This is a genomic window from Streptomyces sp. NPDC088194 (assembly GCF_040702025.1).
In the GTDB taxonomy this organism is placed as follows: Bacteria; Actinomycetota; Actinomycetes; order Streptomycetales; family Streptomycetaceae; genus Actinacidiphila.
This window is the reverse complement of sequence record NZ_JBFBIV010000035.1, coordinates 14,838-28,339: the sequence shown is the minus strand read 5'-3', so window position 1 is coordinate 28,339 and position 13,502 is coordinate 14,838. Positions and strand designations below refer to the sequence as shown.

The following is a 13,502-nucleotide window of genomic DNA, read 5'->3' as shown; positions in this document are numbered from 1 at the left end:
AAGGGTACTTTGACATTCGCCACTGTCAACGCTTTCTTTGGCATCTCCTCCGATCGGCCCAAGCCGGACCCGCCCGACCGCCCCGGACCGCCCCGGACCAAGCCGGACGGCGCCGGACCGATCCGGCCCAGCAGCCCCAAGCCGACCCACACCGGTGGGAGGAGGTGCGGAGAAGCTGTCACAGCACGGTCACAGCGACGGGCACGCGCCCCCAGGTGCGGCAAGGTGACGGCATGCGTACCCGAATCGCCGCCGCGGCCGTGGCCGCCGCCGCACTCGCCACGTTCTGCGCGACCGCGTGCTCGTCCAGCAGCGACGACAAGAACGCGTCCGACAAGGCCACCACCGCGGCGCCGACCACGACGGGTTCGGCCGGCCCGAGCACCGGCGCGGCCGTGCCCCGCCCCCCGGCGCCGAGCGGTGTGAACCGGCAGACCTACCTGGCCGCTCTGAAGGCGATCGACCCGTCGCTGGCGGCCGACCCCAACCAGGTGATCGACCAGGGCCGCACCCAGTGCACCGAGATCAACGGCGACCCGCAGACCGCCGACCACCTGGCCGCCGAGCGGTTCGGCAGCCCCGGCCACCCGCTGACCGACGCGCAGGGCGCGGCGATCGACGCGGCACTCAAACTGACCGTCTGCAAGAGCTGACCGCCCGCGCCAACCCAGCAACCGCCGACCGCCGAACGGCCAACGACCACCGGCCCCCCGGCCAACGACCACCGGCAACCGGCCACGCCCGCACCCCTGACCGCATCCCCGCCCGCGCCGTCCCGCGCGAGCTCCCGCGCCCGTTGCCGTACCACCGCCACCACCACCGCCACCGCCACCCGTAACGCACGCACGTACGCGCTTCGCCCGCCACGCCACCAGGCCCGCGCGGGAACGGGGAGCCGCGAACCGTACGTCGCGGGAGCCGAGTTGCGCGTGAGGCACTTCGCCAGGTATCCACAAGCCTTAACGCTGCGGGAAGGTGACGCCATGGCAGGACTGACGGACGCCTGGAAGCGGTCCGCGCTCGGACGCTTGTCGAAGCAGGCGGCGCACATCGAGCTGATGCACCGTTCGATGGGCTTCGCCGCGCTCGGCTTCGTCACGCTGATGCCGCTGCTCGTCGTGGTCGCCGCCGCCACTCCCTGGGAGAACCGGCCCGGCTTCGCGCAGTGGGTCATCGACGGCATGGGCCTCAACGCGCATGGCGCGCAGAGCATGCGCAGCATGTTCGCGGCGCCCAACCACATCCTGAGCGCGACCGGCGCGTGGAGCCTGGCCTCGGCGGCGTACTTCGGGCTGTCGTTCGTGGCGAGCGTCGAGACCGGCTACCGCAAGATCTGGGACCTGCCGTCCGGACCGTGGCACCGCGACTGGCGCCGCGCGGTGTGGCTCGCGGTGCTGACCGCCTACCTGTTCTGCGAGTCGCAGAGCGCGGCGGTCCTGGGCAGCGGCCTGATGCCGAGCGTCGCGCGCGCCGTCCTCACCTTCGTGCTCGGCGTGCTCTTCTTCGCCTGGGGCCAGAACTTCCTGCTCTACGGCTCCGTCCGGGTGCGCACCGCGCTGCCCGGCGCGGTGCTCACCATGCTCGGCCTCGCCGGCCTGCGGATCTTCTCGCACCTGTTCTTCGCCCCGCTCGTCGTCTCCAACGCGGTCACCTACGGCCCGGTGGGCAGCGTGCTGACCGTGGTGACCTGGCTGGTCGGCGTCGGCTTCGTGGTCTTCGGCGGCGCGCTCGTCGGCCGCCACGTCCGCGACGGCCGCACCCTGCGCCGGGGCGGCGAGATACCGCGTCCGCCGCAGCCCGAGGGCTGGTTCGAAGTGCCCGAGGCGACCATCCCCGCGCTGCCCTGGCGCTCCGACGGCGCGGGCGGCGCGATCGACTGAACGCGCCCGCGGCGCCGCCCGGTCGGCCTCGCTCGCGCCCAAGGTGCCCATGCCCTGCGGCCGTTGCCCACGGCGCCGGACCCCTCCCGTACGGTCCCGGTCCCGCGTCCTCCCCCACCCTCCCCTACGCTCCGCGCCGGACCGCCGACGCTGCGCCGCCACCGGCCCCGTACGGCGTGATCACGCAGGCCAGGATGCGGAACTCCGTTCGTAGGCAGGACTGTTGACGTGAGACGCTGTCACCCGTCGGGCGTTCGGGGGCGAGGCGGACGGGCCCGTCACGGAGAGAGGAGCGCAGCGTGACGCAGAACGGCTTCCGTGCCGAGGAGATCGACACCAGCAGGCCGCATCCCGCGCGGATCTACGACTACCTGCTGGGCGGCAAGGACAACTACGAGGTGGACCGCGAGGCCGGCGACCAGCTCATCGACGTGGCGCCCGAGGCGCGGATCGGCGTCCAGTCCAACCGCCTGTTCCTCCAGCGCGCCGTCCGGCACGTGGTCGGCGCCGGCGTCCGGCAGATCCTCGACATCGGCACCGGGCTGCCCACCTCGCCGAACGTCCACGAGGTCGCCCAGGAGGTCGCCCCCGACGTGCGCATCGCGTACGTGGACAACGACCCGATCGTGAACACCCATGCCAGCACGCTGATGAGCGGCGCCGGCACGACCAGCATCGTGCTCGCGGACCTGCGCGACCCGCGGGCGATCCTGGACCACCCCGACGTCCACCGGGTCATCGACTTCGACCAGCCGGTCGCCCTGCTCCTCGTCGCGATCCTGCACTTCCTCACCGACGCCGAGCAGCCCGCGCAGGTCGTCGCCACCCTGCGCGACGCGCTCCCGGCCGGCAGCTACCTGGTGCTGTCCCACGCCACCAGCGACTTCAACGACCGTAGCGACGCGCAGGACGCCTACCGAACCGCCACCGCGAGCATGAACCTCCGCACCCGCGCCGAGGTCGAGCACCTCTTCGAGGGCTTCGAGCTGGTCGAGCCGGGTCTGGTGCAAGTCCCGTTCTGGCGGCCGGACTCCAAGCCGCCGCGCAGCGCCGGCGAGATCGGCATCTACGGCGGCGTGGCCCACAAGAACAGCTGACCCCACGCTCCTCTCCTTCCTCCCTCCGCACGGGTCGCGCGGCCTACCCGGTCACCGGCATGTCGCCGGGGGCAGTACCCTCTTGAGCCTCACGGCCCCTCCTCACCGGTCCCCGGGCGCTTCCCGGGTCCTGCCCGGTTTCCCGACGCCGGCCTCTCTCGCGGGAGATGCGCCCGCACGGGTGCCGTGAGCCCCGGCAGATCGGCCCGGCTGCCGGCGGAATCCGACGACGGATCAGGGCGTCGAGGGGTTGCGAGCGGCAACTCCTCCACAAGGGGCAGCGCGAGGGGCGGTTTCAGGTGGACGACCACGAGGACACGGGCGCGGACGCGGGTACGGGCATACCCGGCGGGGCCGGCGAACCGGCCGGACCGCAGCAGCCGGCCGGGGCAGGCCCCGGACCGCAGAAGCCCGCCGGGGCACGCCGTCCCGCCCGGAAGACCGCCCCGAAGCCGGCGGCGAGGAAGGCCCCCGGGAAGCCCTCGGCCGAACCGGCTGCCGCGAAGGGCGCACCGGCGGCGCCGAGCGCGCCTTCCGACGGCACCGCATCTCCCGAACCGGCCGACCCCGCAGGCGAAGTGGCGGACGGCGACAGCGCACCGGCCGAGACGGAGTCGCGGACGGCTCCCACCGACGCGGGTGCATCGCGTACGAAGGCGGCACCGGCCCAACCCGCCGCGCGGGGACGCAAGCCGGCACCCGCCCGGGCGACGCCACCGGCCCAACCCGCGGCGCGGGCAAGGAAGTCGGCCCCGGCGAAGAAGACGGCAGCGGCGGGCGCGACCAAGGGCGCGAAGGCCACCGCCTCGCCGCGGTCCACACCCGCCCCGAAGTCCGACGCGGCGCCCGAGGCTCCCGTCGCCGCCCCCGAGGCGGCCACCACCGCACAGCCACCCGCACAGCCGCCCGCGCAGCCGCCCGTCCCCGTGGACGCCCCCACGGCAGCCCCCTGGCAAGTGCCGGGCTACGCCCACGAGTCGGTGCCCGGCGCCGGCCCTTCCAGCGAGGTGGTGCGGGCGACCCGCGAGGCCGACGGCGTCCCGGTCGCGATCACCTACCTGGCACCGGCTCTCGCCGAGGACCAGTCCTTCCGCGCCACTCTGCGCGCCGAGGCCGAGCGGCTCGGCACGCTCGAATCGCCTTACGTCGCGCGGCTGTACGCGTACGTCGAGGACGGCCCGCACGCCGCGATCGTCCGCGAGCCGGTCGAGGGCGCCGTCCTGGCCGCCCTCCTGAGGGAGAACGGCGCGACCACCCCCGAGGCGGCGCTGACCGTCCTCAAGGGCACGCTGCTCGGGCTGTCCGCCGCCCACGAGACGGGAATCGCGGGCGGCGCCGCCTGCGACCCCGCGCACCTGCTCGTCACCGCCGCGGGCACCCCGTCCCTCGTCGACCTCGTCGACCTCGGCGGCACGCCCAGCGCGGCACCCGGTACGCCCGGCGAGCCCGTTGACGTCGCGCCCGTCGATGTCGCGGCCGACCTCCACACGGCAACGGCCGCCTGCCGCGCATGCCTCACCGGCGAGCCCCCGCACGCGTCCGGCGCCGACTCCGAGGCCGACGTCCCGGCCGCGCCCGTACAGCCCCTGCTCGCCAGGGGTTTGGCCACCGACCCGGCCGAACGCCCGCAGAGCGCCATCGACTTCGCGGTCGAACTCGAAGCGGTCGCCGTGGCGGCCTACGGCGAGGCGTGGGAGGAGCGGGGCAGGCAGGAACTCGCCTCGCTGGTAGGCGTGTTGACGTCCCAGGTGGAAACGGTGGAGGCGGCGGAGCCGGTGCAGGGAGCCGTACCCCTACCGCTCCCCGCCCCCGCGCCGATCCCGACCGGGGGCCCGGCGCACCCCGACGCCGCCGGCACCGCAGGCACCGCCACCGGCGCGGGCATCGGCGGCCTGGGCATCGGCCGTACCGAGGCCCCCGGCCGCGGCACCGACGACGGCGACGACCGCCGCCTCGGCCGCCGCACCAAGGCGCTCCTCATCGCGGTGGCCGCGGTGATCGTCGCGGGTGCCATCACCGCCACCGCCGTGGTGATCGGCGGCAAGCACGACGCCGCCGCCGCGGACACGACGCCGACCGCCACGGTTCCGCGTTCCTCCGCCACGACGCCGCCGCCCACCACCACCTCGCCCTCGGCGGACGCCACCACCGCCTCGCCCACGGCCAGCACCCCTCCCTCGACGCCCACTTCGGCGCCCGCCGCCCCGTCCACCCCGCCGACGACCGCGGCCACCACGCCCACCGCGCCGAGCCACCCGCCGGCCACCCACGCGGCCCCTCCGCCGAAGCCGCACGCACCGCACGTCGCTTCCGTGGCCATCACGGGTGTCCAGTGCGACGCCGGCGGTCGTACGGACACGGCGAACGCCACGATCCGCGTCCGCTACGACGGCAGCGCGGGCACCGTGCGGGCCACCTGGTGGCGCAGCGCCACGGGCACACCGCGGGGAGCGGTCGATCTGGTCTCTCCGCAGACCGCGCAATTCCCCAAGGGCGCATCGGGATTCGCCTACACCGTCAAGCTCTCGGACGTCGCCAAGGACCCCGACCGCCCGTACGTCGGCATCACCGTCTCCACCAGTCCCGCGGCCGGCTCCGGCAACAACTCCTTCGCGGTCGTCTGCCGTTGAGCCGACGGCCCGCTGAACCGACGGCCCGCCCGCACACCGTGTGCGGGCGGGCCGTCGTGCCCTCGGCTCTGCCGGCTCAGGCCGGCGACAAGCGGTAGAGCGCGGCCGCCCCCGCCTTCAACTGAACGTGCAGCGTGGCCCGGCGGGCCGCGCCGCTGTACCGGCCGGTGGCCGGCACGAAGTCCGCCACGCCCCCGACGTTCGTCCGGTTGATGCCGAGGCGCACCGAGGCGGCGGCGTCGGGGTTGCGGTTGGTGACCAGCAGGTAGCGGGTGCCGTCGTCCTGCGGGTTCCTGAACAGCCCGATGACGGCGGCGTCCCCGGTCGCCGACGTCAGGTGGTCGCCCGGGGCGAAGGCCACCGCGCTGGGCGGCAGCGGGGTGTCGTTGGCGTGCTGGACCGACTCCGAGACGAGCGGCTTGAGTTGGCGGCCGACCGGCTGGAGCCAGTTGCGGTTCAGCTTCCGGGCCGCGCCGTACAGCGGGGTCTGCTTGCCGTCGGGGGTGATCAGCGCCTTGGTGAAGCCCTCGCCGCGGGCCGGGTCGGGGGTCCAGTAGGTGAAGTACTGGATGCCCTTGCAGCCGTACGCCAGGCTGATGTTGGTCTGCCAGGCCAACTGCGAGGCGGTGGGCACCCGGTGGTTGTTGAAGCCCACCGACTGGATGTAGGTCCAGGCCGGAAGACCGGACTTCAGGGACGCCTCGCGGTAGATCGCCCAGTTGTCGAAGTAGTTGAGGTCGATGCCGTCGGCGAGGATCGGGTAGCGGTCGAACGAGATCAGCGGCGGCTGGACCGTGTCGATGTACGCCTGCACGAAGGCCGCGTAGCCCGGGCCGTTGCCCGGCACCAGGTTGGAGTACGGCAGCAGGCCCGGCGCGACCTTGCGCACGATGCCGGTGAGCGCCCCGACCGTGGGGAACCTGGACTGGGCGGGCTCGTCGAAGACGTTGAACCCCGCGAGCGAGGGGTGGCTCGCGTAACTGCCCAATGCGGACTGGACCCATGAGGTCGCGTCGGCGGTGGTGAGGGAGGACGGCACGCTCCGGTCGTCGGTGACCGCCATGTACTGCGCGATCGCCTGGACCCGCGGGTCGCCGGCTATCAGCACCTTCAGGCCGACCTGGTCGGCCATCTGCAGGGCGTAGCCCCCGCTTTGCGGGTCGAACTGGTAGTTGCCGGTGATCAGGAAGGTGAACCCGGCGTCGCTGATCTCCTGGTAGCGGTCGAGCGTGGTCTCGTACGGGTGCGGCGGCCAGAACAGCCCGATCGGGAAGTCCGGCCCGCCGGTGAGCGGAAGATCGGCGCTGCTCGCGGCGGCCGGTTCGGTAGCGGCCGAACTCGCCGTGGCGGAAGCCGAGTTGCCCGCCGGCGAGTTGCCCGCCGACGGGTCGGCCGCCGCCGCCCGGCCGGCGGCCATCCCGCTCGCGGCGAGCACGCCGGCGCCAAGGCCCGCGGCCTGCAGCAGCGTTCGGCGGTGCATCGGCTGCGAAGTACCGGAGATGGAGGGGTTCTGCTCTGGCATGGCCTACTCCGATCGTTGGAACGCGTGAACGAGGAGGGGGGCTTCAGGTCCGATCGGTGCGCCGGCGTGCGGAGTTCGGCGGGTGGGGGCTCCGGCGGGGCGCCCGGGAACAGTCCCGGACCCGCCCGCATCGGTTCGACGGCCGCCGGCGACCGTATCGGGACGCACACATGCTGGCAGACCATGATGGTTCAATCAACCATTGTGCGCGCACTTGATGAATGAACCATGCAGAGTTCCACGGCGCGGGGTTCAGCGCCCGGCCCGGAGTTCGACACCCACGGCAACGTTCGGCACCCCACGGCAGCGTTCGGCGCCCCCGGCCGGGTTCGGCGCCCACGGCGGAGTCCGGCGCCCCACGGCAGCGTTCGGCACCCGCCGCGAAGTTCAGCGCCCGCGCCGCCCCTTCACCACGTGCTGCCCCGCGATGTGCCCGGTGAGCGCCATGGACGCGCTCGCCCGGCCGTACGACAGCTGCGCCACCCGCACGTACAGGCAGTCGATCAGCACCAGCACCGAGTGCCGGGCGCCGATGCTGCCGGCGCGGAAGGAGGTCTCCGCGGTCGTGGAGATCAGCCGGACCTCCGCCGCCCGCGCCAGCGGCGACCTGGGGTCGGCGGTGATCGCCACCGTGGTGGCGCCGCGCTCCCGGGCGAGTTCGAACGGCTCGATGGTCTCCCGGGTGGACCCTGAGTGGGAGATGCCGATCGCGACATCGGCCGGGGTGAGCAGGGCCGCCGACGTCTTGGCGGCGTGCACCTCGTTCCACCCGCGCACCGCGCATCCGATCCCGAACAGCCGCAGTTCGGTCTCCACCGCCACCGCTCCGCTGCCGCCGACGCCGTACACGTCGATCCGCCGGGCCCGCGCGATCGCCTGGGCCGCGCGCTCCACCGCCGCGAGGTCGATGGTGTCCAACGTGCGCTGCACCGCGCCGAGATCGGCCTGGCCGACGACGGTGACCACCCGCCGCAGGTCGTCGTCCGGGGAGATGTCCGGCCCGATCTCCGACGTGCCCCAGGTGGACTCGTCGCCGCGGGCACCCTCCCGGGCCAGCTCGATCAGCAGGTGCTGGTAGGAATCCAGGCCCACCGCACGGCAGAACCGCGTCACCGTCGGCTGGGAGGTGCCGGTGCGCCGCCCCAACTCGGCCGCCGAGCAGCCGATCACGGAGGCGGGATCGGCGAGCACCAGCTCCGCCACCTTCCGCAACGAGCCCGTCAGGTGCGGCAACTCGGCCCGGATCAGCGCCGTGACGTCCGCGCGTGCGCCCCCGTGGCCGAAGCCCTTGGCATCCATACGGCTCCCCGATCGCTCACGCCTGCCGGCCGTTCGGAAGCCCATGATGTCATGCGATTACGCCATTCAAATCACATCGCCCGTGCGGATTGGATCATTCAGAATCCGCTCGCAGGTCCTCCGGCGCGATCGGCACGCCACGGCGGGCGAGCAGGGCCTTCAGCGACTGGATGATCGGGAAGACCTCGTTGTTGAGGTCGGCGCCCTGGGTCTCGTAGGCGCGCTGCTCGGCCTCGACGATGACCCGGTCCTGGCCGAAGATGCCCTCCGTGAACAGCGTGATGACCGGCCAGAGCAGGTGGATCACGCCGGGGATCGGCGGCTTCTGCACCATGATCAGGCCGAAGGTGTGGTTGTGGTGCTGGGCCCGGTCGGTGGGCACATACGCGTTCCACAGGTCGAGCGCCGGGGGCTCCTCGCGCTTGCCGTCGGTCCAGTAGCGCAGCGTCTGGTACGGGTAGCCGGTGCGTATCGTCATCAGGTCGGCGTACTTGTCGTCGTTGCCGCTGCCGATGATCAGCCGCTCGCCCAGCGACTGCTTGCCCGAGGTGCGGGAGAAGGAGTAGTCCGCCTCCAGCCAGTCCTCGCCCTCGCGCACGTCCAGCAGCTTCGCCCGAATCCGGCCCATCAGGCTGCGGTGCAGGAACTGGTGGTTCATGTCCATCAGGTTCTCGTGCATGAACGAGTAGTGGCAGGCGATGTCCCGGTCCAACACCCGTGTCTTGTAACGGCGGTCGCCGTGGTAGGGAAGCTCCGGCACCGGGGTGACCTCGGCCAGCTCCTGGTTGCCGGGGAAGACGAACACGAAGCCGTGCTCCTCCCGGCAGGCGTACGCGCGCACGCCGTTGGGCAGCGTCCGCTTCCGGTCCAGGTACGGGATGCTCACGCACGCGCCCGTCCGGTCGTACGCCCAGCAGTGGTAACCGCACTGCAACTGCTCGTCCTTCACCACGCCCATGCTCAACGGCACCTGGCGATGGGCGCAGCGGTCCTCCAGGGCGTACGGCGCGCCCTTCTGCGGCCGCACCAGCACGAGTTCCGTCCCCGCGAACTTCACCGCCAGCGTCTTGCCCGGCTTCAGGTCCCGGGACCGGGCCAGGGGGTACCAGAAGTCCGGGTCGATGCCGGTGGTCCGCGTGGTGGGGACGTCGCCCTCAGGGGCCACATCGCGGTATTTGCGCAACGGGGGCTTCGCCTTCGGCAGCGTCATATGATCGAACGTACCCGGCGGCTCCGGTCCCGTTCCGCCCAGCGTCGGGTATTGAGTTGGTCAAATCTGCCGTCCGCGACGACCGCTCGACGAACGCCGCAGGTCCCTCGACCTCCGTACGGCCGGCCCCGCGCCGCCCTCCCCCTCCGCCGGTGCGGCCGCCCGCTCGGCCTCTCCGCTCGGCCCCTCTGCCCGGCTGCCGGCGCCCTCCGTCAGGTGCTGCGGGAAACGCTTTGTAACGTACCCGCGCCCCCATCGCGTCATTGAAGTGTGGCCGACGGGAGGAGCCAATCGGAATGCGCGCTGCAGCGATACGGGCCTATCAGGAGTTCGCCGCGGCCCGGACAGGTCACCTGTTCCGATCCGCGTGCCTGCTCACCGGCGGCGACACGCACCTCGCCGAGGATCTGGTCCAGGAGACGTTGGGGCGCCTGTACGTCGCGTGGAACCGGATGAGCGAGGTCGACAATCCGGCCGGCTACGCCCAGACCACGTTGGTGCGCTTGTTCCTCAGCCACCAGCGGCGGCGGAGCAACCGGGAACGTCCGGCCGCGGAGCTGCCCGATCGCGTCTCCGTGGACGCCGGGGGCGACGCCGCGCTCCGGGTGGTCCTGCTGGCGGCGCTGGCCGCGCTGGGGCCCAAGGACCGGGCCGTGCTCATCCTGCGCTACTGGGAGGACCGCAGCGTCGAGGAGACCGCCACGGTTCTGCAGGCGAGCGCCGGCGCGGTGCGGACGCGCTCCACCCGCGCGCTCGCCCAGCTCCGCCGCCACCTCGGCGACAGTCACGCCGACCTCACCACCGGCTGAACCACTCCGCCGGCGGCTCCCCTTCGCGCGGCGAAGCCGCCTCACCCACCTCACCCACCTCACCCACCCGACCGCACGACCCGCCAGTTCCCGACCTCTCCGAAGGAGACCGTGATCCGCCATGCCCGTTCCTGCCGACGACACCCCCGACACTCCCGACTCCGCTGAGGCCGCGGCCTTCGCGGACGCCCTCCACCACATCGCCGACGGCCTGGCGCCCGCCGACCGCCACGCCCTGACGGCGGCCGGCCACGCCCGCGGCCGCTCGCTGCGCCGCCGCCGCACCGCCGCGGTCACCGCGGGCGTGGCCGTGCTGGCCCTCGCCGGAGGCGGCGGCCTGCTCGCGGCCACCTCCGGCAACGGCACCGGCCACGCCGCGGCGAACGGGACCGGGGTCGCCGCCCCGAGGTTCCCCAGCGACGCGCAGCTGACCGCGGCCACGCGGGCCCCGCAGTCGTTCACCGCGCGGCAAGTGGAGAACCTCCTGGTCTCGCTGCTGCCGCACGGCAAGATCTCCGGCCGGGACGGCCGCGGCACCGACGACACCGCGCCGTACGCACAGGTGGTCTTCGACGACGGCCACGGCCCGGCCGAGATCAGCGTCGTCGTCCAGGCGCGGAGTGGCGCGCCGGCGGACTGCGGGGCGGCCCGAGCCGCGCACGACTACTGCCGCCAGACCACGGTCCCCGGCGGCACGCTCACCGTGTGGAAGGGCTACGAGTACCCCGACCACCGGGCCGACACCAGGGAGTGGATGGCCGAGTTCCATCGCAAGGACGGCGCGCTGGTCTCGGTCACCGAGTGGAACGCCCCGGCCGAGAAGGACTCTCCCGTCAGCCGGCCCGCACCGCCGCTGAGCACGAGCCGGCTCGCCGCGATCGCCACCGCCCCTGTCTGGGCCAAGGTGATCGCTGCCGTTCCGCCCGGGACGAAGTAGCCCACGGCCCGGCCGCGCCGCCGCCGAGCGGCCCGGTGCGCGAGGGCCCGCCGCCCAGGCAGGCGGCGGGCCCTCCCCCCGGTGTCCGCCGGCGGCGTACGACGCGCCCCGAGGCCGGCGGGAGTGCGGCCGCGGCCGCTCAGTGGCGGCCCTTCGCCACCAGGAAGACGGGGTTGGTCAGCGCTGCCATCGGGCCGAACAGGAGCGCGTCGCCCATGGTGTTGCCCTGGCCCGGGGTGCCGTCGGCCATCGGGTGGCGGACCTCGGCGCGGACGTACGCGGCGAGTGAGGCGGTCGTCCGCCACACCACCGTGCCGGTGCCCGCGGCGTTCAGCGACTCCTGGTGCATCTGCCCCTCGTCGGTGACGAACCGGACCGTGCCGCCCGGCACCCCCTCGACGTCCAGCCGGACGTCCACGGGCGCGTCCGCGGGAACGCTCAGCTTCTCCCCGATGCCCGCCTGCTTGCCGTTGCCGCTCGCGGTGAAGGTCAGCTTGACGGCGGAGGACTCCGCGATCCAGCTGTGACCCGCGCGGATGCCGGCCAGCACCGAGTCGGTGGCCAGGTCGTCGGCGTGGACCACGTTGTGCGGCAGGCCGATCACGTTGGGGTCGCTGTGCGCGTCGCTGTTGCCCATCGCGGGCAGCCAGCGGGTGCCGGTGCGCACCGCCTCGCCCAGCTTCTGGTCCCACGTGCTGACCGCGTGCTCGTCGTCGTACGTCCACGGGCCGGTCCACACCTCGGTGGCGTCGGCGTCGTCGAAGCCGAACTTCCACTGGCTGGCGATGTACGCGCAGTACATGTGCGCGGGCACCACCAGTCCGCCGGCGCGGTGCACCTGGCGGGAGAAGCGGGCGAACGCGTCGTCGCGGGAGCGGTAGCGCCAGTCGATCCAGTCGCCGGCCGGCAGGCCGAGGGCCAGCCAGTGCCCGTTGCGGGTGGTGACCTCCTCGCCGGTCATGATCAGCAGGTCGGGGCCGGCGTACTCCCCCCACACCGCGTGCGAGGACGAGGTGTTGTGGTCGGTGGAGACGATGAAGTCCAGGCCCGCGGCCCGGGCGCCGTCGGAGACGTCCACCGGCAGGTGCTTGCCGTCGGAGTAGACGGTGTGCAGGTGGCAGTCGCCGCGGTACCAGTCCCGGCCGCGGCCCTTGGCGCGCTGCGGCGGGAAGTTCGTCTTGAAGGCGGGGCCGGGGGCACCGTAGGTGAGGGTGATCCGGACCTTGTAGTTCAGGCCCTGCGGCGCCACCTGGTAGGGGCCGAGCACGATGTTCCAGGTGCCGCGGCCGACCGGACCGGGCAGGTACCCCGGTGTGGCGTCGCTGTTGCTGATCGTGAACTCCGTGCGGAACCCGCCGGACCAGCCGCGGAAGCCGCGCCCGCCGAGCTCGATCCCGCGCTCGTCGAAGATGCCGATGTCGCAGGAGTTGGCCGGCACGCCCGAGGGGACGGTCGGCTTGTCGTACGCGTACGACACGTCGATCCGCTGGACTCCGCGGGGGATCTCCACCGGGAGGTAGACGAAGTCGGCGACGCCGGTCTCCAGGAAACCGGTGACGACGCGGGTCTCCTGGCTGCCGGCCGGAGGCGTACCGCCGGCCGAGGTGCCCGCCGCGGCGTCGGCGTCGGCCGCCTGCGCGAACGAGACCGGGGCCAGGGTGATGGCGGCGGCGCCGGCGATCCCGGCGGCCAGCACGCGGCGCCGTCCGAGCCGAGCGGCCGAGGCATCGGCATCCGCGGCGCCCGCGCCATCCGCGGTCCCGGGGACGAGGGGGTCGACGTTGTGCTCGCAATGCCCGTCAAGGCACATGGGTTGTCCTCACGAATTCGATGGCTGCTACGTGGAAGCCCTCGGCGGAGGGACCCACCGCGACTCTTTTCGCCGCCGGGGAACGGTGGGTGGACTGGGCATGGCCTGACCGTCAAGAGCCCGTGGAAGGTGAGCGTCGGACGAGCCGGTGATGTCGGTGTTCCCGCAGGTCCGGTCCCCATCGGCCTCCCTCCGTCCCGGCGGTGGGTGAAGGGCGACGCTCGTACGGCCGAGCGACGCTCCCGGCTGCTGCCACCGGCTGCCGCGCCCTGCCCGCGCCCCGCCCGCGCCCGCCCACGCCCCGCCCA

The 13,502-nt window shown here is 73.4% G+C and carries 10 protein-coding genes; 6 read left to right on the top strand and 4 right to left on the bottom strand.

What is annotated here, in order from left to right; genetic code table 11:
* Nucleotides 1–233: 233 nt before the first annotated feature.
* The 4 genes from AB0399_RS20650 to AB0399_RS20635 all read left to right on the top strand — a co-directional run bounded on the left by AB0399_RS20650 (nt 234) and on the right by AB0399_RS20635 (nt 5,607).
* Nucleotides 234–653 carry a hypothetical protein gene (locus AB0399_RS20650; protein ID WP_329367901.1) on the top strand — a complete coding sequence of 140 codons (420 nt, stop codon included), beginning with the start codon at nt 234–236 and terminating at the stop codon, nt 651–653.
* Between the two features lie 330 nt (nt 654–983).
* Nucleotides 984–1,880, top strand: coding sequence for a YhjD/YihY/BrkB family envelope integrity protein (locus AB0399_RS20645; protein ID WP_328465549.1), 897 nt, complete (start codon nt 984–986; stop codon nt 1,878–1,880).
* A gap of 299 nt (nt 1,881–2,179) precedes the next feature.
* Nucleotides 2,180–2,977: an SAM-dependent methyltransferase gene (locus AB0399_RS20640; protein ID WP_366412314.1), complete on the top strand. Its 798-nt coding sequence runs from the start codon at nt 2,180–2,182 to the stop codon at nt 2,975–2,977.
* Nucleotides 2,978–3,276: 299 nt separating this feature from the next.
* A complete protein-coding gene (locus tag AB0399_RS20635) occupies nt 3,277–5,607 on the top strand; it encodes a hypothetical protein (protein WP_366412313.1) in 2,331 nt (776 codons plus the stop codon).
* Between the two features lie 76 nt (nt 5,608–5,683).
* On the opposite strand, the gene AB0399_RS20630 is transcribed toward AB0399_RS20635, so the two are convergent.
* The 3 genes from AB0399_RS20630 to AB0399_RS20620 all read right to left on the bottom strand — a co-directional run bounded on the left by AB0399_RS20630 (nt 5,684) and on the right by AB0399_RS20620 (nt 9,638).
* Nucleotides 5,684–7,129 carry a hypothetical protein gene (locus tag AB0399_RS20630; RefSeq protein WP_366412312.1) on the bottom strand — a complete coding sequence of 482 codons (1,446 nt, stop codon included), beginning with the start codon at nt 7,127–7,129 and terminating at the stop codon, nt 5,684–5,686.
* Nucleotides 7,130–7,516: 387 nt separating this feature from the next.
* On the bottom strand, nt 7,517–8,428 hold the full coding sequence (locus tag AB0399_RS20625; RefSeq protein WP_328465557.1) for a MurR/RpiR family transcriptional regulator: 912 nt from the start codon (nt 8,426–8,428) through the stop codon (nt 7,517–7,519).
* Nucleotides 8,429–8,522: 94 nt separating this feature from the next.
* On the bottom strand, nt 8,523–9,638 hold the full coding sequence (locus tag AB0399_RS20620) for an aromatic ring-hydroxylating dioxygenase subunit alpha (protein WP_329367891.1): 1,116 nt from the start codon (nt 9,636–9,638) through the stop codon (nt 8,523–8,525).
* A gap of 296 nt (nt 9,639–9,934) precedes the next feature.
* Between AB0399_RS20620 and AB0399_RS20615 the strand changes: the two genes are divergently transcribed.
* Both AB0399_RS20615 and AB0399_RS20610 read left to right on the top strand, forming a co-directional pair.
* On the top strand, nt 9,935–10,447 hold the full coding sequence (locus AB0399_RS20615; protein WP_329367889.1) for a SigE family RNA polymerase sigma factor: 513 nt from the start codon (nt 9,935–9,937) through the stop codon (nt 10,445–10,447).
* Nucleotides 10,448–10,568: 121 nt separating this feature from the next.
* The gene (locus AB0399_RS20610) at nt 10,569–11,384 is read left to right on the top strand and encodes a hypothetical protein (RefSeq protein WP_329367887.1); all 816 of its coding nucleotides are present in this window, start codon (nt 10,569–10,571) and stop codon (nt 11,382–11,384) included.
* A 139-nt stretch (nt 11,385–11,523) separates the two neighbouring features.
* On the opposite strand, the gene AB0399_RS20605 is transcribed toward AB0399_RS20610, so the two are convergent.
* Nucleotides 11,524–13,194, bottom strand: coding sequence for a CehA/McbA family metallohydrolase (locus AB0399_RS20605; protein ID WP_366412311.1), 1,671 nt, complete (start codon nt 13,192–13,194; stop codon nt 11,524–11,526).
* Nucleotides 13,195–13,502: the final 308 nt, after the last annotated feature.

Excerpts from the sequence above, each read along its gene's own strand:
- AB0399_RS20625 (WP_328465557.1), bottom strand. The coding sequence starts at position 8,428 with ATGGATGCCAAGGGCTTCGGCCACGGGGGCGCACGCGCGGACGTCACG.
- AB0399_RS20610 (WP_329367887.1), top strand. The coding sequence starts at position 10,569 with ATGCCCGTTCCTGCCGACGACACCCCCGACACTCCCGACTCCGCTGAG.
- AB0399_RS20650 (WP_329367901.1), top strand. The coding sequence starts at position 234 with ATGCGTACCCGAATCGCCGCCGCGGCCGTGGCCGCCGCCGCACTCGCC.
- AB0399_RS20645 (WP_328465549.1), top strand. The coding sequence starts at position 984 with ATGGCAGGACTGACGGACGCCTGGAAGCGGTCCGCGCTCGGACGCTTG.
- AB0399_RS20615 (WP_329367889.1), top strand. The coding sequence starts at position 9,935 with ATGCGCGCTGCAGCGATACGGGCCTATCAGGAGTTCGCCGCGGCCCGG.
- AB0399_RS20620 (WP_329367891.1), bottom strand. The coding sequence starts at position 9,638 with ATGACGCTGCCGAAGGCGAAGCCCCCGTTGCGCAAATACCGCGATGTG.
- AB0399_RS20630 (WP_366412312.1), bottom strand. The coding sequence starts at position 7,129 with ATGCCAGAGCAGAACCCCTCCATCTCCGGTACTTCGCAGCCGATGCAC.
- AB0399_RS20605 (WP_366412311.1), bottom strand. The coding sequence starts at position 13,194 with ATGTGCCTTGACGGGCATTGCGAGCACAACGTCGACCCCCTCGTCCCC.